Source organism: Nocardioides sp. T2.26MG-1 (assembly GCF_950101795.1).
In the GTDB taxonomy this organism is placed as follows: domain Bacteria; phylum Actinomycetota; class Actinomycetes; order Propionibacteriales; family Nocardioidaceae; genus Nocardioides.
Genome location: NZ_CATNLZ010000003.1, coordinates 1 through 18357, shown reverse-complemented (window position 1 = coordinate 18357; position 18357 = coordinate 1). Strand labels below are relative to the sequence as shown.

Genomic DNA, 18357 nt, shown 5'->3' with positions numbered 1-18357 from the left:
CGCCTGCGATCCCTAGTCGTCGTGGTTGGGGTACTGGAATCTCGTCGGGTAGACGGCGACGTAGCGCTGCCCGTCTGGCGTTGTGTAGTGCACATTCACGCTGTTGTTCTGGCTGTACTTGGCGCCACCGGGGTTCCTTGAGGGCCCGATCCGGAGCACCAACACGTCGGGACGGTCGTTCTCGCCGGTGGGGTGAACGCAGTAGCCCCGGGCGGGCTTGTAGGAGCTGCGGTTCCGTGGCTTCAGGAACTCCAGGTATCCGTAGCTGGCCCGCACGAAGGCCCCCTTGAAGGCGAGCGGCGATGACGGGGGTTGCGGCACCAGGTCGACGTCGGTGATGAGCGCCGGGGTGTTGCTCTTGTTGAGGAGTTGAACGATCCCGGCGTCTTGAAAGGTCCCCGGCTTGACATAGGTCCGAGCGAGGGTGATTCCGCTCGTGGCGTACTGAAGCGGGCCGCCAGCCTTCTCAGGCCCGGATCCCGGTGCGAAGTCGCATTCGTGGGCGTCTGCAGACGACGCTGTCGTCGGCGGCGGAGACGGGGTGGGGTCGTGGTCGCTAGTCCGACAGCCTCCCAACGCGACCGATGCAGCGACCGTGATCGCCGCCGCCAGGGGCGTCAGTCGCGGCACGGTGTGTGCGGCTGGCAGGGTTCGGCCCTTGGGAGGTAGTCGACGTAGAAGGCCGACGACGAGGACACCGCTTCACCGTTTCCACCAGAGCAGAACCGGTTGACCCTGCGCTCTTGATCGAACTCCAGGTCCACACGTGTAGCGCCGCCGTAGGTTGCGCTGACCGTCATCGAGGTCCCCAGAGCGCCGGCCGACACGCTCGAACTGTACTTCACACCGTCCGAGGTCTTGAGGCCCTTCTGGTCGTGGTTGGTGAACCTGATGGGATCGGCTTTACCGGACCCGCAGCCCCGAAATCGGGTTGCCTCTTTTCGCACGTCGCCGGTCCAGTGCCCTGACGACTCTGTAACGCATTTGCTGGTTCGGAGATGAGGGAAGTACGGGTTGGTCTTGTAGCAGGTGTACTGGCTGGTCGCCGCGAGTACGGGATGGATCAGGAGTGCGCGTTTGGGGTGCTTCTTGGTGGACAGCAGTTGCTTGTCGGACTCGAACGTGCCCGAACCTTCGATGGCCAACTCGCCAGCCGACTTGAAGACGCCTGACTCCACCCCGATCACAGCTTTGAAGGTTCCAATGTTCGACGAGCTCAGGGTGTAGTTCGCGACCATGTGCGGCACCACCTGAACGAACATCAACTCCGGGTAGAGCGTGCTCGTCTCGGTCGCAGCGACGCCTGTCGCGATCGTTCCTCCTCCCTTGGCGGCAGGGCGAGCATCGACTGTCTCGTCGGTCGTCTTCGCAGCAACGAAGCGCTTTGAGATCGCAATGACAGGCCTCGCATACCGACCTGATCCGATCCGGACGTACCAGGGCTTGTCCTCGGTTCCACGGTGGACCACGACATCGAGGTTCACGCGGCCGGTGTGTCGCTTCGCGGCGGTGGCGAGGGCGCTGGAGCGGCAGATCGTGATGTCGTAAGCGCCGAGCCTGTTTGTCTTTCCGCCGCCTAGAGCTCGATCGTGGTCGTGCAAGAAGACGGCAACGTTGTGAGCGCGCAGCACCTTGCCGGAGTTCGACACGGCTTTACCGCGGACGTGAATGGGCGAGCACGCGGCTTCGGCAGGTTCCTGAAGGGCTAGCGGCGACAGCCCAACTAGGGCGAGAACCAGTGCGGCGAGTAGGGCCGATGGGCGCGAGAGTGAGTTTCGCGCGGCAGAGACCGGCATCGAATGAGTCCTTCCCCCGAGAGATCCGACGGCGTCCCTTGCCCGCCAGTCGCCGCACCTAAACCTGCCCGAACAGCCAGGAAGGCGGCCATGGCTCCCTACTTAGCTGTGCGCCGGCGAGGGCCAACCCAGACGCCGTGAGATAGCGATGGTCACCGCTCCAGGCACCACTGGGTGACGGTGCGCGCCGGCGTCCAGCCGGTGAAGCCACCCACGGGGGCGGCCGTCTCGACGGCGAGGCGGGTGAGCTCGCCGCCGTGGGTGCGGTAGGCGTCGGCGAGCAGCTGCTCGGTCTCGAGCGTGACGCCGTGGACGACCAGCCGGCCGCCGGGGCGCAGCGCCGCCAGGCACGCGCCGAGCACGCCGGGGCGGGTCGCCCCGCCGCCGACGAACACCGCGTCAGGAGTGGGCAGCCCGGCCAGCGCGTCGGGCGCGCGACCTTCGACGACCGTGAGGTCCGGGACGCCCAGAGCCCTGGCATTGCGGGCGATCCGGGCCGCGCGGGTGGGGTCGGCCTCGACCGCGGTCGTGCGGCAGGTGGGGTGCGCGCGCATCCACTCGACGCCGATCGAGCCGGCGCCGGCGCCGACGTCCCACAGGTGCTGTCCGGGAGCTGGCTGGAGCCGGGCGAGCGCGGACGCGCGGAGGTCGCGCTTGGTGAGCTGGCCGTCGTGCTCGAAGGCGTCGTCCGGCAGCCCGGCCACCCACGCCGAGCGCCAGGGGCCCGTGCTGACAGGGATCTGCACCGCCAGCACGTGCAGCGCCGGCACGTCGGAGACCGGTACGTCGAGCCACTGCGCGGCCGGCCGGGCTGCCCCGGTCTCGCGCTCGCTCCCCAGGTCGGCCAGCAGCGTGACCTCGGCGTCCGGGTGGCCGGACTCCACGAGCAGCTCGGCGACGACCGCGGGTGTCTCGGCACCTGAGGTGAGCAGCAGGATGCGACGCCCCGGCGCAATCTCGCGCAGCAGCCGCGCCTCGTGGCGGCCGACCAGCGTGACGACCACGGACTCCTCGGCCGACCAGCCCATGCGTGCGCGGGCCAGCGCGACCGACGACACCGCCGGGAGCACCCGCACCGCGTCGGCACCCCACGCCCGCACCAGCGTGCTACCGATGCCCGAGAGCATCGGGTCGCCGGAGGCCAGCGCCACGGCCCGCCGGCCGCGCAGCTCCTCACGCAGCGCGGGGAGCCCGTCCGTCAAGGGGGACGGCCACGTCCGGCGTACCTGGCCTGCGACCTCGGGTGCTGCCGCCAGGTGCCGGGCGCCTCCGATCAGCACCTCGGCCTGCCTCACCAGGTCGGCCGCGGCCCCGTCGAGCCGGCCGTCCGCCCCGACACCCACGACGGTGATCTCGGGTCCAGGGAGCGGATGTGTCGGGTCGGCCACGGACGGGACGCTATCGTGACGCCCACACACGTGAGGTGCCCCTGCGGCCCAGCCACCGGAGACGGTGGGGACGGACAACGGGGAGAATCTGGGAAGCCGGTGAGAGTCCGGCACAGGCCCGCTGCGGTGAACCGAGCACTCCTCTGGAGTGACCCGGCAAGTCCGAAGACCGGCCTCGCGTGGCCAGCACCACCCATGGCCTAGCGAGCGGGAGCCTCACACGTGCCAACGACGTACCCCTTTTCTGCTGTTCTCGGCTGCGGCCACGACGCCCGCCTCGACAGCATGGGCCTCGATGACATGGGCCTCGCGCTGGTGTTGACCGCGATCAGCCCCGACATCGGGGGCGTGCTGGTGCGCGGCGAGAAGGGCACCGCGAAGTCGACGACCGTGCGCGCCCTGGCCGACGTGCTGCCGTGGATCGAGGTGCACGACGGCGACCGGTTCTCGGTCGACCCGCGCGACCCCAGCGCGACGTCGCCCGACGGGCCGTTCGAGCCCGGCACCGAGACCCGCCGCCCGGTGCGGCTGGTGGAGCTGCCGGTCGGCGCCACCGAGGACCGGGTGCTCGGCTCGCTGCACCTCGAGAAGGCGCTGACCACCGGCGCCGTGGAGTTCGAGCCGGGCCTGCTGGCCCGCGCGCACCGCGGGGTCCTGTACGTCGACGAGGTCAACCTCCTCCACGACCACCTCGTCGACCTGCTGCTCGACGCCGCCGCCACCGGCTCGGTCAGCGTGGAGCGCGACGGCGTCTCGCTGAGCCACGCGGCGCGGTTCGTGCTGATCGGCACGATGAACCCCGAGGAGGGCGAGCTGCGTCCGCAGCTGCTCGACCGGTTCGGCCTGACCGTCGAGGTGGCGGCGCCGCGCGACCCCGCGCTGCGGGTCGAGGTCGTCCGCCGCCGGCTCGCCTTCGACCGCGACCCGTCTGCCTTCGTCGCGCAGTACGCCGGCTCGCAGGAGGACCTGACCCACCGCATCGCCGATGCCCGCGCGCGGCTCGACCACGTGGTGCTCAGTGAGGCCGCCCTGCTCAAGGTCGCGGAGGTCTGCGCGGCCTTCGAGGTCGACGGGCTGCGCGCCGACATCGTCACCGCCCGGGCCGCGGTCGCCCACGCCGCGTGGGTGGGTCGCGACCGCGTCACCCGCGAGGACATCCGCGTGGCCGCGCTGCTGGCGCTGCCGCATCGCCGTCGCCGCGACCCGTTCGACGCGCCCGGGCTCGACGAGGACCTGCTCGATCAGGTGCTGGGCGACGACGAGCCCCAGCCGCCCGAGCCACCCGAGCCGCCGACACCACCATCGCCGCCCGACCCCGAGCCCGAGCCCGCACCGGAGGGCGAGGACGCGTCGGACGCCCCGGAGGCCCCGCCCGCGCCGGCACCCGCGCCGTCGGGTCCGGGCGGAGCGGATGCCACCGAGCGCGCCCGGGCGGCCTACCGCCCGCGGCTGTTCACCGTCGACGGCGTCGGCCAGGGCAGCCCCGGCCGCCGCAGCCGGGCCCTCGGAGCGAGCGGTCGTCGGGTCGGCAGCGGCACCGGTCCCGGACCCGTGCACCTGGTCGAGACGCTGCGCGCCGCGGCCGAGCGGTGCGCCACTCGCCCGGCCGCCGGTGTCGGTCGGGTCGTGCTCGAGCCGGCCGACCTCCGCACCGCCGTACGCGAGGGCCGCGAGGCCAACCTGCTGCTGTTCTGCGTCGACGCGTCCGGCTCGATGGCCGCGCGCCGCCGGATGGTCGCGGTGAAGACCGCGATCCTCTCGCTGCTCACCGACGCCTACCGCCGTCGCGACAAGGTGGCGCTGATCAGCTTCCGCGGCGACGGCGCCCGGCTCGCGCTGCCGCCGACCGGGTCGGTCGAGGTGGCCGCCGCGCTGCTCGACGACCTGCCGGCCGGAGGGCGTACGCCGCTCGCCGAGGCGCTGGTCGAGTCCCACCGGGTGCTCACCCGCGAACGGCTCCGCGACGCCCGGCTGCGGCCGCTGCTGATCGTCGTCACCGACGGCCGCGCCACGGCCGGGCCCGACGCCGTGCCGCGCGCCCAGCAGGCGGCCCGGCACCTCGCCGGACTGCGCGTGCCGTCCGTGGTGGTCGACTGCGAGCAGGGACCGTTGCGCCTGGGCCTGGCCCGCACCCTCGCCGGCCACCTGCGCGCCGAGCACGTGCCGATGGAGCGGGTCGACGCCCGCGGCCTGGTCGGTGTCGTGGCCAGTCGCGCGCAGGGCCGGGTCGCCTGATGGGCACCCTCGAGACCCTCCGACCCGGCTCGGTCGTGCTGGTCGGCGGCGGGCCGGGCGATGCCGGGCTGATGACGGTGGCCGGCCGGGCCGCGGTCGAGCAGGCCGACGTACTCCTCGTCGACCACCTCGCGCCGGCCGATGCCCTGGCCTGGGCCCGGCCCGACGCACAGGTCGTCGACGTGGCCAAGCTGCCCCGCGGGACGTTCACCCCGCAGGAGCGGATCAACGAGCTGCTGGTGACCCACGCGCGCGCCGGCCACCGGGTGGTCCGGCTCAAGGGCGGCGACGGGTTCGTGTTCGGCCGCGGGATGGAGGAGCTGCTGGCCTGCACCGAGGCCGGCATCCCGGTGCGCGTGGTGCCGGGGGTGAGCTCGTCGGTCGCCGTACCCGCCCTGGCCGGCATCCCGGTGACGCACCGCGGGCTGGTGCAGGGGTTCAGCGTGATCTCGGGCCACGTGCCGCCGGGGCACCCGGACAACCGGCTCGACTACGCGGGACTCGTGGCCAGCCGCACGACGCTGGTGGTGCTGATGGGCGTGAAGCACCTGCCCGAGATCACCGCCGAGCTGCTCGCCCACGGCCTGGACGCCGACACCCCGGCCGCCGTCGTCGCACGCGGCGGCCACCCCGACCAGCAGGTGCACAGCGCGCCGCTGGCCGACATCGCCACCGTCGCCCTGGCCACGGTCGCGCCGGCCGTCACCGTCATCGGCGAGGTCGCCCGCTTCGCCGCCGTACTCGCGCCACTACAGGAGACCCACTGATGCCCCAGGGACAGCCGCTCACCGTGCCCGACGACGGGCTCACCACCCGCCAGCGCCGCAACCGGCCGCTGCTGATGGTCCACACCGGCGACGGCAAGGGGAAGTCGACCGCGGCCTTCGGCCTGGCGCTGCGCGGCTGGAACCAGGGCTGGAGCATCGGGGTCTTCCAGTTCGTGAAGTCCGCGAAGTGGCGCATCGGCGAGCAGACCGTGCTCGAGCGCCTCGGCGAGCTGCACGCCGACACCGGCGAGGGCGGGCCCGTGGAGTGGCACAAGATGGGCTCCGGCTGGTCGTGGAGCAAGCGCCAGGGTGACGAGGAGGACCACGCCCGCGCCGCCGCGGAGGGCTGGGCGGAGATCAAGCGCCGGCTGGCCGCGGAGACCCACGACCTGTACGTGCTCGACGAGTTCACCTACCCGATCGGCTGGGGCTGGGTCGACCTCGACGACGTCGTCACCACGCTGCGCGACCGGCCCGGCCACCAGCACGTCGTGGTCACCGGGCGCCGCGCACCGGAGGAGCTGATGGCGGTGAGCGATCTGGTCACCGAGATGACGAAGGTCAAGCACCCGATGGACGCCGGCCAGAAGGGCCAGCGAGGCATCGAGTGGTGAGCCTGCCCCGGGTCGTCATCGGGGCGCCGGGCACGGGCCAGGGCAAGACCACGGTCGCCACCGGCCTGATGGCCGCGCTGCGCTCGCGCGGGCTGGCGGTGTCCGGTCACAAAGTCGGCCCCGACTACATCGACCCCGGCTACCACGCGCTCGCCACCGGCCGGCCGGGTCGCAACCTCGACCCGCACCTGGTCGGCGAGGAGCGCGTGGCGCCGCTGCTGCTGCACGGCGCCCGCGGCGCCGACGTCGCCGTGGTCGAGGGCGTGATGGGGCTGCACGACGGCCGCATCGGCGCCGACGGGTTCGCCTCGACCGCGCACGTCGCCCGGCTCACGCGTACGCCGGTGGTGCTGGTGGTCGACATCGCTCGGATGTCGCGGTCGGTCGGTGCGGTGGTCGCCGGCATGGCGGCGTACGACCCGGCGGTCGAGGTGGTCGGCGTCGTGCTCAACCGGGCCGGCTCGGCCCGCAACGTCACCGAGGTGACGCGCTCGCTGGGCATCCCGGTGGTGGGCGTGCTGCCCCGCGACGAGGCGATCTCCTCACCCTCGCGGCACCTCGGGCTGGTGCCGGTGGGGGAGCGCGACGGCGCGGCGGAGGTCGTGGCCCGGCTGGGGGAGCAGGTCGCGGGCCACGTCGACCTCGACGCGGTGCTCGCGCTGGCGGCGTCCGCGCCCGACCTCGACGTCGCGCCCTGGGACCCGGCCGCCGAGGTGCGGCCCGTCGCCGGTGAGCCGGTGGTCGCGGTGGCCGCCGGGCGCGCGTTCACGTTCGCGTACGCCGAGACCGCGGAGCTGCTCACCGCCGCCGGCTGTCGGGTCGTGCCGTTCGACCCGTTGACCGACCGGGCGCTGCCCGACGGCACGCAGGCGCTGCTGCTCGGCGGCGGCTTCCCCGAGGTGCACGTGCGCCAGCTCGGCCGCAACGCGCCGTTGCTCGCGCAGGTGCGCGAGGCGGTGGTCGCCGGTCTGCCGACCGTGGCCGAGTGCGCGGGGCTCCTCTACCTGCTCGACGCGCTCGACGGCACCCCGATGGCCGGCGTGGTCGGGGCCGACGCGGCGATGACCCACCGGCTGACGCTGCGCTACCCGGTCGCCGGGGCGGCGAGCGACAACCTGCTGAGCCGCGCGGGGGAGGAGGTGCGCGGGCACGAGTTCCACCGCACCGCGCTGACCCGGCCGGCCCGCGGGTGGACGCCGGCGTGGGAGATCGACGGCGAGCTGATCGGCGTCGCGTCGTCGACTCTCCACGCGTCGTACCTCCACCTGCACTGGGCGGGGAGTCCGGTCCTGGCGCAGCGGTTCGCGGATGCCGCGGCCGCTGCCTCGCCCGTGGCTGCGGCGTCGCCACCCGTCGCGCCGGTCGTGGCGGTCGTCGAGCAGCCGCCGGTCGAGCCGCTGCAGCATCATGGCGACCGCGAGACCGGACCGGGGCTGGTGGACTTCGCGGTCAACGTGCACCCGGAGCCGCGGCCGGCCTGGCTGGAGGCCGCGCTGCTCGACGGCGTACGCGACTCGGTGCGCTACCCGGACCCGGCTCCGGCGCGGGCCGCGATCGCGGAGCTGCACCGCCGGCGTACCGACGAGGTTCTGGTCACCGCGGGCGCGGCCGAGGCCTTCGAGCTGGTCGCGCGGTGGAAGCAGTGGCGCCACGTCGTGGTGGTGCACCCGCAGTTCACCGAGCCGCACGCCGCGCTCGAGCGGGCCGGGCACCGGGTGACGGTGGTGCCGTGCCGCGCGGAGGACGGCTATCGCCTCGACCCCGACGCGGTGCCCGACGACGCCGACCTCGTCGTGCTCGGCAACCCGACGAACCCGACCGGCGTGCTGCACCCCGCCGCCGACGTGCTGCGGCTGCGGCGGCCCAAGCGGGTGGTGGTCGTCGACGAGGCGTTCATGGACACGGTGGTGGGGGAGCGCGAGTCGTTGGCGCGCGACCGGCGCCGCGGGCTGCTGGTGATCCGCAGCCTCACCAAGCACTGGTCGATGCCGGGCATCCGCGCGGGCTACGTCCTCGGCAGCGAGCGCAGCATCGCCGGCCTCGCGGCCCGCCAGGTGCCGTGGTCGGTGTCGGCGCCGGCGATCACCGCCGCGGTCGCGTGCACCGCCCCGGCCGCGCTCGCCGAGGCCACCCGCCGCGCGGAGCGCATCACGACCTGGCGCTCGAAGCTGGTGGCCGGGCTGGAGGAGCGCGGGGTCGAGGTGCTGCCGTCGGAGACGTCATTCGTGCTGGCGCGGCTTGGTCTTGGCACTCGCGAGGCCCTGCGGGAGCGGGGCGTCGCCGTGCGCCGGGCGGACACGTTCCCCGGCCTCGACGCCACCTGGGCCCGCATCGCCGTCCGCCCGCCCGAGACCTGTGCGCGGCTGTTCGCCGAGCTGGACGCGATCTCGTGAGCCGTTCGCGTGCAGTCGGGCTGCTCCTTGGCTTCGTGGCGGACCGGGTCTTCGGGGATCCAGGGCGCGGGCATCCGGTCGCGGTGTTCGGGTCGGTCGCGTCGCGGCTGGAGGCCAGGCTGTACGCCGACTCCCGCGCCCGCGGCGTCCTGCACAACGCCGTGCTGGTCGGGGGCTGTGCGCTGCTCGGCGTGGGCGCCGAGCGAGCCACCCGCGGCCGCCCGCTGCTGCACGCCGGCGCCACGGCGCTGGCCACCTGGACGGTGCTGGGCGGGAAGAGCCTCGAGCGCGAGGCGATGGCGGTCCACTCTCTCCTTGTTGCGGGCGACCTCCCGGGCGCCCGCCACCGCCTGACCTACCTCGTCGGCCGCGACACCACCTCGCTGTCTGAGAACGAGATCGCCCGAGCGGTGGTCGAGTCGGTCGCCGAGAACACCTCCGACGCCGTCACCGCACCCCTCTTCTGGGGAGCGGTCGCCGGCATCCCCGGGCTCTTGGCCCACCGCGCGGCGAACACGTTGGACGCGATGGTCGGCCACCACAACCCCCGCTACGAGCGCTTCGGCTGGGCCTCCGCCCGCCTCGACGACCTGCTCGGCCTGCCGGGCTCCCGGTACGCCGCCCTCGCGGTGATGGTCGCCAACCCCTCACGAGCCGGCGACGCATGGCGCACCTGGCGCCGCGACGCCCCCGCCCACCCCAGCCCCAACGCCGGCGTCATCGAGGCCGCCTTCGCCGGCTCCCTCGGCATCACCCTCGGCGGCACCAACCGCTACGGCGACCGCGTCGAGCACCGCCCCACGATGGGCCCCGGCCGGCCGGTCACACCCGGCGACATCCCGCGCGGCACCAACCTGGCGCAGCCGGTGGGCTGGGTCGCCGCGGGTGGTTCCGTGCTCGCGGCCGCGAACCGCCGATGCTGACCCACCGTCCTCGCTACCTCGACCCGGACGCCCTGGCATCAGCGGGACGGGTCAACTGAACCGAGGACAGACGCATTGACCCGGAGCAGACCCCGACGACCTCCACACCCGCTCTCCGCCGCGGACCTACTGGCGCTGGGCGCCGTCCATGAGGAGCGCTTGCGCCTCCGACGGCAGCACCATCTCGGTGACCTCGACTTCCGCGTAGTACGGCCGATAAGGGCTGAACTTCTTCACAAACTCGGCCTCGTCGGTAGTCTCCCAGAGGCTGTATCCGACTGCTGGATCGTCCTTCCGACAGTACGTCCACCTCGTACTGCTGTTGTCGAACTCCTGATTGGCGATCTTCGCGCCGAACTCGGCCAGCTTGGTCACGTCCACCCGGACCTTCACCAGGTACAACATCTCGATCCCTCCGTGAGCGACGGCTTTCCGTGCGATCGTGGTGCGCGCAGCCGAACGACGCCAGTGGCCAAGGTCCCCAGAGGGGCGGATGCGCCGGAGGAGCGGGACGATCTCCGCTCGAACACGTGGGTTTTGGGCGGTGTAGCACGGACGACAGGTCGCCGGGGAGCAGGCGGACAGACGCATTCCCGGTGGGAGGTCCGCCAGGGCGCGGCGATCCTGAACGTCAAACGGTGACAGTTCTCACCAGCGCGTCTCGGAACAGACCAGAGAGCCGCGAGCGCTGTGCCGGGTATGGCTGATCTCTTCGACTCCCTGACCGTTGGCGCGTGGACGCTGCCGAACCGGCTCGTCATGGCGCCCCTGACCCGCAACCGTGCCGAGGGCACCGTGCCCGGCGACCTGGCGGTGGAGTACTACTCCCAGCGCGCCTCCGCGGGCCTGATCATCACTGAGGGCAGCCAGCCCACCGCGGAGGGCCAGGGCTACCTGAACACCCCCGGGTTCCACTCCGCGGAGCAGCTCGCCGGGTGGCGCCGGGTGGCTGACGGCGTGCACGCCAACGGCGGCCGGATCGTCGCGCAGCTGATGCACGTCGGTCGCATCTCCCACCCCGACAACACCGGCGGCAGGGAGATCGTCGCGCCGAGCCCGATCGCGGCCCCGGGCGAGATGTTCACCGCCGGCGGGATGAAGCCCTTCCCGACGCCGCGCGAGATCACCGTCGAGGAGATCCCCGCGATCGTCGAGGGCTACGTCCAGGCCGCCCGCAACGCGGTCGAGGCCGGCCTCGACGGCGTCGAGGTGCACGGCGCCAACGGCTACCTCATCCACCAGTTCCTGGCGCCCGGCTCCAACCACCGCACCGACGAGTACGGCGGCCCGCCGGAGCACCGGGTCCGCTTCGCCCTCGAGGTCACCCGTGCGGTGGCCGAGGCGATCGGCCCCGACCGGGTCGGCATCCGCATCTCGCCCGCCCACAACATCCAGGGCGCCACCGAGGAGGACCCGGCCGATGTCGCGGCGACGTACCGCCTGCTGATCGAGGGCCTTGCCCCGCTCGGACTGGCCTACCTGAGCATCCTCGCCGACCCGAAGCAGGACCTGATCCAGGACCTGCGCCGCTCCTTCGGTGGCGTGGTCATCGCCAACGACGGCTTCGGTGAGATCACCACCCGCGAGTCGGCCCAGGAGATCCTCGACAAGGACCTCGCCGACGCGGTCGCCGTCGGTCGGCTCTTCCTGGCCAACCCGGACCTGCCCGCCCGGTGGCGCACCGGCGCGGACCTCAACGAGCCGGACGGCGACACCTTCTACGGCGGTGGCGCCGAGGGCTACACGGACTACCCGTTCCTCGACGACTGAGCAACGGGCCCGAAGCAGGGCGCGGGTCGTGTGCCTGTCAACGACCTGTAGTCCGGTCTCAGGCACACGACCCCAACGGACCCTCCGACCTCCACGCCCCGTGATGCTCACGGTGCGCCCCGGCGCTCGCTGGGCCACAGGGCTGCCGCAGCCACACAGCCGGACACTGGACCCCTGCTCGAGCTCGTCCGGAGTTGCCACGACCGTTGCGTCCAGGCACGCCGATGTCAGGATGTCGCCAGGAGCCGCGACTTGTACGGTGTTCCCGCGGTCATCTCAGCAGTAACGGAGGCTCAGGGGTTCTCGGCGCTGCCGGGAGCAGAGGCTGAGTGAAGTCCCGGCCTCGCTCTCACCAGGCCTCTTCCGGAGGGCGCCGCATTCCGGTCTGTCCAGCACGGCCGCACGGATCTGGCGCCCCTTGGTGTCAAAGAAGCAGCCACAACCCGTTCGTGCGCTCGTGCGGAGGTGAGGGCGTTCTCTCTCCAGTCGCGGCCCGTCGGGCCTACTCTCGGTGCGTGGCAGGGTCGTGGGGGCGCAGGACTGCGGGAGTCGCCGTCGCGACCTTGGGCGTGGCTGGAGTCGTGGCCTATGGCGTGGCGACCGACGATGGCCCGCAGGACGGCGGCCGGTACTCCGCATTGACCCGTTCGCAGCTCGCCTCGACCATCGAGCGCGGAGCCCGGCAAGACCCCTTGCTACTACCCGCACAGCTCCCGCCCGGAGCGGACGAGGAGGACGAGCCCGGGTTCTTCCTGCCCAGCAACCCGATCCCAGGGGCCAATCGCGACGGCACCGGCAAGATGTGGATGACGCTCTACTCCGTGGATGCCCTTCCGCCCGCGTTCGGCAACGTGACCGGCTACCTGGTGTACCAGGACTGGATGGGAGCGCCCGGCCGGCACCGCGCGCGATGCAACCGCCACGACACCCAGCAAGGCGTCCTTGTCCGGAAGGTCGGCGACGACCGGGTGACCGTCTGTCTCGGTCCGCACCCGACCGCAGCGGCCAGAGACTATTGGCGGACCGTCGGCTTCACCGACGACCTCGGCGACGTCGAGTGGCTTCGCGACGGAGCTGACTGACGCACGTCGCCGTCGGGCGTCGATCGACCGGCACGTGCCTACCAGCCGGAGGTGCCGGGTGCTCCCTTGAAGGGGCCGGTCACCTTGCTGGTGATCCAGCCGCCGTAGAAGTCACCAGGCTGCGCGACCACCGTCTCGCCGTCGACCGAGCATCGGTCGACCACTCCGGGATAGATGGCGACGTGCCCGACCAGCACCTCGAAGCCAGAAGTGGGATCTGGATAGTGCCAGGCTGCGCGAGCCAGCACCCGACCGCTTCGGCCCACGATGTCGAAGTACGACGCCACGCCCTTGAACTCGCACCACGTCGTCCCGGAGACCGGCCTGAGCAAGCCGCGATGGATGGCGTCGACCGGGAGGTAGTAGACCGGGGGATGGCTGGTCTCGAGCACGCGGAGCGATCGTCGGGTGTCGACCACCACCTCGCCGTCGAGCTCGACGACGACGTGCTCGTGCGAGGGGACGACGATCGGCGGCCGCGGATAGTCCCACACCGACTCTGTAGTCGCCCGGCCGGCATCATCGCTCATGACGCCATCGTCTCTCGGGCGCCAAGGCGCACGGGCTCGCATCGCGTCGACCACGGCAGCGCGCACGACGATGTGGGGAGGTGGCGGCAGCTCGCCCAGGCCGAACCACTCGACGCGGTCGTGTTCGTCGGGTGCCACGTTCGCCGGGGTGCCCTGCCACGTCCCCACCAACCAGGCGCTGACCGACACCGGATCGTCGTCGGGGCCTGCGATCACCCGAGCCAGCGGCGAGACCGAGTCGAGCAACACCTGGACGCCGAGCTCCTCACGCAACTCCCGGGCGAGCGCATCCAGCTCCGACTCGCCCCGCTCGACGACGCCGCCCGGCAGGTCCCACAGGGCCGGCCGAACTCGCTTGTCCTTGCTGCGCAGCACGAGGAGGACACGGCCCTCACGGAACAGCGCGCCGACGACGACCTCGTGCATGCCGGCATCGAAGCACGAAGGTCCGACGGCGCACGTGGCCCCGATCCCAGGGGGACGGTCGTGCGATCCTCAGGGCGTGAGCGTCGAGCCCGATCCGTGGTGGACCGAACTAGTCGAGACGTTGGGGTCGGTGGGGATGGTGGAGGAGCGCGAGCCGCATGGCCTGGTGGTTGACGCGCGGAAGCCTGACGAGACGTCGGCCGTGGTCGAGATCGTCATGACGCCGGACGAGTGGGACGACCTGGTCTCGATCACGTGGGGCTCCGTCGAGCTGGCCGCACACCACGTACGAGAGCTCGTCCTGGAGCAGCCCTCGGACCGGCGCTACCTCGTCTATGACCTCTACCGGTTGGTGCCCTGCGACGCCCCGGCTCTGCCGGTCGACCCCGGCCTGCTCCGGCTGCGGGAGATCGCGACGCAGTATCCGGACGGCGTCATCCCCGGCGCCGGGTGGTACGCGCACCCGCCCGAGGACAGGTAGCGATCACACCTGATCAGTGGTCGCGGACCTGCCGGCGCAGCCGCACCCGCTCGACCGACTGACCGTCCGCCAGGTGTCCGGCTACGATCTCCTCGGCAACGGCCGCGTCGACCGCGCCGTACCAGACGTCGTCGGGCTGGACGGTCATCACGGGTGCGTGGTTGCAGGGGAGCTGGCAGCCGGTGTGGGTGACGAGGACGTCGTCGTCGCCGAGGTCGTGGCGCATCAGCGCGAGCACGAGGGCGACCCAGGAGTCCTCCGCGCCCGAGGCGGTGCAGCGCGGGCCGCGGCAGACGAGGACCTGGCGGCGGTGGCGGGGCACGTCCTCCCAGGCGGGGGAGGTGAGGCCGGGGCCGCCGTGGGTGATCGGGCGGGCCTCGGCGACCAGGTCATCGAAGGACGCGTCGTCGGTCAGCGCGCCGGCCGTGGTGGCGAGCTCGGGCGCGCCCTCGCCGTACGCCCGCCACCAGTGCGCGGCGATCCGGCGCACCCAGGAGGGGCCCGGGCCGTCGTGGCCGCCGGCGACCGGCACCAGCACCACCCGCGAGGTGCCGGCGTCGGCGAGGCGGTCGAGCACGGTGATCAGCGACGGCGTCGCGAGCTGGAGGAACGCGAGCTCGGCGCCCAGGCGGTCGGCCTGCGAACGCAGCTCGTGGCGGCGGGTGGCGTCGGTCGGCGAGGTGCCGACCAGGACGTACGTCGTCATCGTGCCGGCAACGTACCAGCCGGTAAGATCCGCGGTCGCCGCCCTGCCTGCGCTGCCGGGGTCTCGACGAGCTCGACCAGCGGCGGTGGTTTCGAGGCTCGCTTCGCTCGCACCTCAACCACCGTGTTGCGCACGGCGCCCTGCCCAGGCTGCGGGGGGTCTCGACGAGCTCGACCACCGGTGGTGGTTTCGAGGCTCGCTCCGCTCGCACCTCAACCACCGGGACGGGGCGCTCGATCACCGGTGGTGGTTTCGAGGCTCGCTCCGCTCGCACCTCAACCACCGTGTTGCGCGCTCGACCACCGGACCCGGCACCCCGTAGGCTGCGTCCAGCGAACGCCAATGGAAGCCGGTGTGAATCCGGCACAGTCGCGCTGCTGTGACATCGCCTCGGCGGTGAAGTCAGACCCGGGCGTTCGTCCTCATCCACATCACCAGGGCGCAGAACCCTGAGGAGGAAACATGTCGCAGTCGACGACCGCTCCGGCCACCACCGCCGTCGAGGTTCCCACGATCCCGCTGGGCGAGCTCGCCCCCTGGGCACTGTTCTTCGGGCTGCTCGGGGCGCTGGTGCTCTTCTTCATCAGCGCCGACCAGGGAGCGGTCTCGCTCCCGGCCGGTACGGCGATCCACGAGTGGGTGCACGACGGGCGCCACCTGCTCGGGTACCCCTGCCACTGACGGGCATCGCATGAACGCCCGGGCCTTCCTCATCCGTGGCTTGCTGGCCGGCCTGGTCGCCGGTCTGGCCACGTTCTTCGTCGCCCACCAGGTCGGTGAGCCTCACGTCGAGGCCGCGATCGCCCTGGAGGACGGCGGCGAGCACACGCACTCCCACGACGGGGCGCACTCGCACGACGACGGTGTCCAGATCTCCCGTGACACCCAGCGCACCTGGGGCCTGCTCACCGGCTCGCTGGCCGTCGGCGTGGCCCTCGGCGGCATCGTCGCCCTGGTCTCGGCTTCGCTCGTCGGCCGGATCGGCCGGCTGCTGCCCGGCCAGACGGTCGCGCTCGTCTCGCTGCTGGGCTTCGTGTCCGTGGCGCTCGTGCCGTTCCTGAAGTACCCCGCCACACCCCCCGGCGTCGGCAGCGGCGACACGATCGGCGACCGGACCGCGCTCTACTTCGGCTTCCTGGCCGTCTCGGTGCTCGCGGCTGCCGTCACGACGTACGCCGCGGTCCGGCTGCGCGACCGGATCGGCACCTACGGGGGCACGGTCGCTGCTGTCGCTGGCTACGTGGTGGTGATGGTGGTCGCCGGTCACCTGTTCGGCACGGTCAACGAGGTGCGCGACTTCCCGGCCGACCTGCTCTGGTACTTCCGCCGGGCCTCGCTGATCACGCTCGCCACGACCTGGGGCGTCCTCGGGGTCGTGCTCACCGGCCTGGTCTCGAGGCTGTTCCGCCAGCAGACCGCCGAGATCGAACGACGGGCGCTGGCCGCCAGCCTCTGACCTGCCCCGGGACGTCGTACGGAAGGTGCAACCGCTTGCTCCGTCCGTATGACGTCCTTGGGGGCGGCCGGCCCACCTTCAGCCCCGCGCCCGCACCGGGCACCCTTCGAGCTCCCGCCCGATAGCGTCCAGGGGTGCCTCTGGAACTGTGCTCCCTCATCGTCGACGACTACGACTCTGCGATCGACTTCTTCACCCGGGTGCTGGGGTTCGAGCTCGCCGAGGACTCGCCGTCCCTGACCACCGACGGTCGCCCGAAGCGTTGGGTGGTCGTGCGCCCAGCCGATGGGGGACCGGGGCTCGTGCTTGCTCGCGCGGACGGGCCGGAGCAGGTCGCTGCCATCGGGCGCCAGTTCGCCGGACGGGTGGGGCTGTTCCTCCGCGTCCCCGACTTCGACAGCACCTTCGACCGCGTCATCGAGAGCGGGTGCGAGCTGGTGCGACCGCCGCGTTCGGAGAGCTACGGCAGGGTGTGCGTCTTCCGTGATCCCTGGGGCAACCTCTGGGATCTCCTCGGCTAGCACCGCTGCGGTCGCGTCGTGCCGATCGCAGCGGTGTCGGCTGCTTTCCGTGCGTCAGGCGTGGCGGGGACGAGGACGGCGCGAGAGGACGTACGCCGCGGCCGTCACCAGCGTCATCGCGATGTCGACCGCCACCCGCCACCGGAACGGCTCCCCGTCCGCGACGTCCCAGGCGGTGAAGGCGAGGTAGCCGAACGCAAAGGCGAGGAGCCACAGGTTGCCGTGGCTGTGGGAGCTGGCGGTCACGATCCCGACCATATCGGCGGATCCGCCGGCGGAGGTTCGGATTGGCACGTTCGGCCGACGCGAGACCCGGACGGCCGACGCGGAGCCTCGGTCAGGGGGAATCAGCCGCAAAGCGGCTGCCGAACGCCCTAGGTTGGGGTGGTGAGCACGGGGGACGAGGAGGCACGGGCGGAACCGAGCCCGTGGGAACTGATCGTGTACATCTGCTTCGTCATCTCAGCCGTGGTGAACCTGACGGATGGCGACGAGTCCGGCTGGCGGTTGTACCTCCACATCCTGATGTTGGTCTGGGGAGTGGGTGGTCTCGGGGTGACGTGCGTCCGCGTCTGGAGAGCCATGGTCTAGGACGGTCCGGAGCGCTGCACCCAGCCGGCGGCCTCCTCCGCAGACGGCACGGTCGCGACGCCCTCGGGAGCCGGCGGACGGCGTACGACGACGACCAGCAGACCCAGCTCGCCCGCAGCCTGCAGCTTCGGGAACGTCGCGGCGCCGCCGGAGTCCTTGGTGACGAGCACGTCGCTCTCGTGGCGCCACATCAGCTCGCGCTCGCCGTCGAGCGTGTAGGGCCCGCGGCTGAACAGGATCTCCCACGACGCCGGCAGCTCGATCTCCGGCGGGTCCACCACCCGGGCCAGCACCGCCCGGTCGGCCAGGGACGGGACGAACCGGGCGAGCTCCTGCCGCCCGACCGTGAGGAAGGGCCGCTGACCCAGAGCCGCCGCCAACGTCGCTGCCTCGTCGTGGCCGTCGGCCCAGCGCCAGGTCTGATCCGGGTCCCACCCGGGCCGTTCGAGACGGAGCAGCGGGACACCCTCGAGCCGGCAGGCTTCGGCGGCGTTCGCGGTGATCCCGGGCGCGAACGGGTGTGTCGCGTCGACCACGACGTCGTACGCCGCCAGCGCGGCCCGCAGCCCGGCCACGCCGCCGAACCCGCCGATCCGGGTCTCGCCGACCGGCATCCGCGGCCGGGCCACCCGGCCAGCGAGCGAGGTGGTGACGTCGACGCCGGCGTCGTCCAGCAGC

20 protein-coding genes and 1 riboswitch are annotated in these 18357 nt (G+C 72.4%); of the genes, 12 read left to right on the top strand and 8 right to left on the bottom strand.

Features of this window, described 5'->3' with window-relative positions:
- Positions 1–12: 12 nt before the first annotated feature.
- The 3 genes from QQZ14_RS05705 to cbiE all read right to left on the bottom strand — a co-directional run bounded on the left by QQZ14_RS05705 (position 13) and on the right by cbiE (position 3184).
- Positions 13–630 carry a hypothetical protein gene (locus QQZ14_RS05705; protein WP_284533258.1) on the bottom strand — a complete coding sequence of 206 codons (618 nt, stop codon included), beginning with the start codon at positions 628–630 and terminating at the stop codon, positions 13–15.
- Positions 618–1649 (bottom strand): hypothetical protein, encoded by a 1032-nt coding sequence (locus QQZ14_RS05700; RefSeq protein ID WP_284533257.1) that lies wholly within the window; start codon positions 1647–1649, stop codon positions 618–620. Before QQZ14_RS05700 ends, QQZ14_RS05705 begins: the two co-directional genes overlap by 13 nt.
- A 299-nt stretch (positions 1650–1948) precedes the next feature.
- On the bottom strand, positions 1949–3184 hold the full coding sequence (gene cbiE, locus QQZ14_RS05695; protein ID WP_284533256.1) for a precorrin-6y C5,15-methyltransferase (decarboxylating) subunit CbiE: 1236 nt from the start codon (positions 3182–3184) through the stop codon (positions 1949–1951).
- A 27-nt stretch (positions 3185–3211) separates the two neighbouring features.
- Positions 3212–3366: riboswitch (cobalamin riboswitch) on the top strand.
- Between the two features lie 103 nt (positions 3367–3469).
- On the opposite strand from cbiE, the gene QQZ14_RS05690 reads away from it, so the two are divergent.
- The 5 genes from QQZ14_RS05690 to QQZ14_RS05670 are packed head-to-tail and all read left to right on the top strand — an operon-like array spanning position 3470 to position 10116.
- The gene (locus tag QQZ14_RS05690) at positions 3470–5419 is read left to right on the top strand and encodes a VWA domain-containing protein (RefSeq protein WP_284533255.1); all 1950 of its coding nucleotides are present in this window, start codon (positions 3470–3472) and stop codon (positions 5417–5419) included.
- Positions 5419–6186 carry a uroporphyrinogen-III C-methyltransferase gene (gene cobA, locus QQZ14_RS05685; RefSeq protein WP_284533254.1) on the top strand — a complete coding sequence of 256 codons (768 nt, stop codon included), beginning with the start codon at positions 5419–5421 and terminating at the stop codon, positions 6184–6186. Before QQZ14_RS05690 ends, cobA begins: the two co-directional genes overlap by 1 nt.
- Positions 6186–6800, top strand: a complete 615-nt coding sequence (gene cobO, locus QQZ14_RS05680; RefSeq protein WP_284533253.1) for a cob(I)yrinic acid a,c-diamide adenosyltransferase — start codon at positions 6186–6188, stop codon at positions 6798–6800. The genes cobA and cobO overlap by 1 nt, the downstream gene beginning before the upstream one ends.
- Entirely contained in the window at positions 6797–9193 is a 2397-nt protein-coding gene (locus QQZ14_RS05675) for a cobyrinate a,c-diamide synthase (RefSeq protein ID WP_284533252.1), read from the top strand. The genes cobO and QQZ14_RS05675 overlap by 4 nt, the downstream gene beginning before the upstream one ends.
- Positions 9190–10116, top strand: coding sequence for a cobalamin biosynthesis protein (locus tag QQZ14_RS05670; protein WP_284533251.1), 927 nt, complete (start codon positions 9190–9192; stop codon positions 10114–10116). The genes QQZ14_RS05675 and QQZ14_RS05670 overlap by 4 nt, the downstream gene beginning before the upstream one ends.
- 126 nt (positions 10117–10242) lie before the next feature.
- Here the strand turns inward: QQZ14_RS05670 and QQZ14_RS05665 are convergent, their stop codons facing one another.
- Positions 10243–10521, bottom strand: a complete 279-nt coding sequence (locus QQZ14_RS05665) for a hypothetical protein (RefSeq protein ID WP_284533250.1) — start codon at positions 10519–10521, stop codon at positions 10243–10245.
- Between the two features lie 294 nt (positions 10522–10815).
- Here QQZ14_RS05665 and QQZ14_RS05660 point away from each other — a divergent pair, with 294 nt between their 5' ends.
- Positions 10816–11886, top strand: a complete 1071-nt coding sequence (locus tag QQZ14_RS05660; protein WP_284533249.1) for an alkene reductase — start codon at positions 10816–10818, stop codon at positions 11884–11886.
- 515 nt (positions 11887–12401) lie between these two features.
- Positions 12402–12968: a hypothetical protein gene (locus QQZ14_RS05655; protein WP_284533248.1), complete on the top strand. Its 567-nt coding sequence runs from the start codon at positions 12402–12404 to the stop codon at positions 12966–12968.
- A 38-nt stretch (positions 12969–13006) separates the two neighbouring features.
- Here QQZ14_RS05655 and QQZ14_RS05650 read toward each other — a convergent pair whose 3' ends face one another.
- Positions 13007–13924 (bottom strand): DUF427 domain-containing protein, encoded by a 918-nt coding sequence (locus QQZ14_RS05650; protein WP_284533247.1) that lies wholly within the window; start codon positions 13922–13924, stop codon positions 13007–13009.
- 76 nt (positions 13925–14000) lie between these two features.
- Here QQZ14_RS05650 and QQZ14_RS05645 point away from each other — a divergent pair, with 76 nt between their 5' ends.
- Positions 14001–14405 carry a hypothetical protein gene (locus QQZ14_RS05645; protein WP_284533246.1) on the top strand — a complete coding sequence of 135 codons (405 nt, stop codon included), beginning with the start codon at positions 14001–14003 and terminating at the stop codon, positions 14403–14405.
- 13 nt (positions 14406–14418) lie between these two features.
- Here QQZ14_RS05645 and QQZ14_RS05640 read toward each other — a convergent pair whose 3' ends face one another.
- Positions 14419–15111, bottom strand: coding sequence for a (2Fe-2S) ferredoxin domain-containing protein (locus QQZ14_RS05640; protein WP_284533245.1), 693 nt, complete (start codon positions 15109–15111; stop codon positions 14419–14421).
- 462 nt (positions 15112–15573) lie between these two features.
- On the opposite strand from QQZ14_RS05640, the gene QQZ14_RS05635 reads away from it, so the two are divergent.
- The 3 genes from QQZ14_RS05635 (at position 15574) to QQZ14_RS05625 (ending at position 17088) form a co-directional block, all read left to right on the top strand.
- Positions 15574–15792, top strand: coding sequence for a CbtB domain-containing protein (locus QQZ14_RS05635; RefSeq protein WP_284533244.1), 219 nt, complete (start codon positions 15574–15576; stop codon positions 15790–15792).
- 10 nt (positions 15793–15802) lie between these two features.
- Positions 15803–16567 (top strand): CbtA family protein, encoded by a 765-nt coding sequence (locus QQZ14_RS05630; protein ID WP_284533243.1) that lies wholly within the window; start codon positions 15803–15805, stop codon positions 16565–16567.
- A 134-nt stretch (positions 16568–16701) separates the two neighbouring features.
- Entirely contained in the window at positions 16702–17088 is a 387-nt protein-coding gene (locus tag QQZ14_RS05625; RefSeq protein WP_284533242.1) for a VOC family protein, read from the top strand.
- A gap of 54 nt (positions 17089–17142) precedes the next feature.
- Here QQZ14_RS05625 and QQZ14_RS05620 read toward each other — a convergent pair whose 3' ends face one another.
- The gene (locus QQZ14_RS05620; protein ID WP_284533240.1) at positions 17143–17334 is read right to left on the bottom strand and encodes a hypothetical protein; all 192 of its coding nucleotides are present in this window, start codon (positions 17332–17334) and stop codon (positions 17143–17145) included.
- Between the two features lie 141 nt (positions 17335–17475).
- Between QQZ14_RS05620 and QQZ14_RS05615 the strand changes: the two genes are divergently transcribed.
- On the top strand, positions 17476–17679 hold the full coding sequence (locus tag QQZ14_RS05615) for a hypothetical protein (protein WP_284533239.1): 204 nt from the start codon (positions 17476–17478) through the stop codon (positions 17677–17679).
- On the opposite strand, the gene QQZ14_RS05610 is transcribed toward QQZ14_RS05615, so the two are convergent.
- Complete coding sequence (locus QQZ14_RS05610) at positions 17676–18356, bottom strand: cobalt-precorrin-6A reductase (protein WP_284533238.1); 681 nt, start codon at positions 18354–18356, stop codon at positions 17676–17678. The two genes, QQZ14_RS05615 and QQZ14_RS05610, sit on opposite strands and share 4 nt — an antisense overlap.
- Position 18357 lies beyond the last annotated feature (1 nt).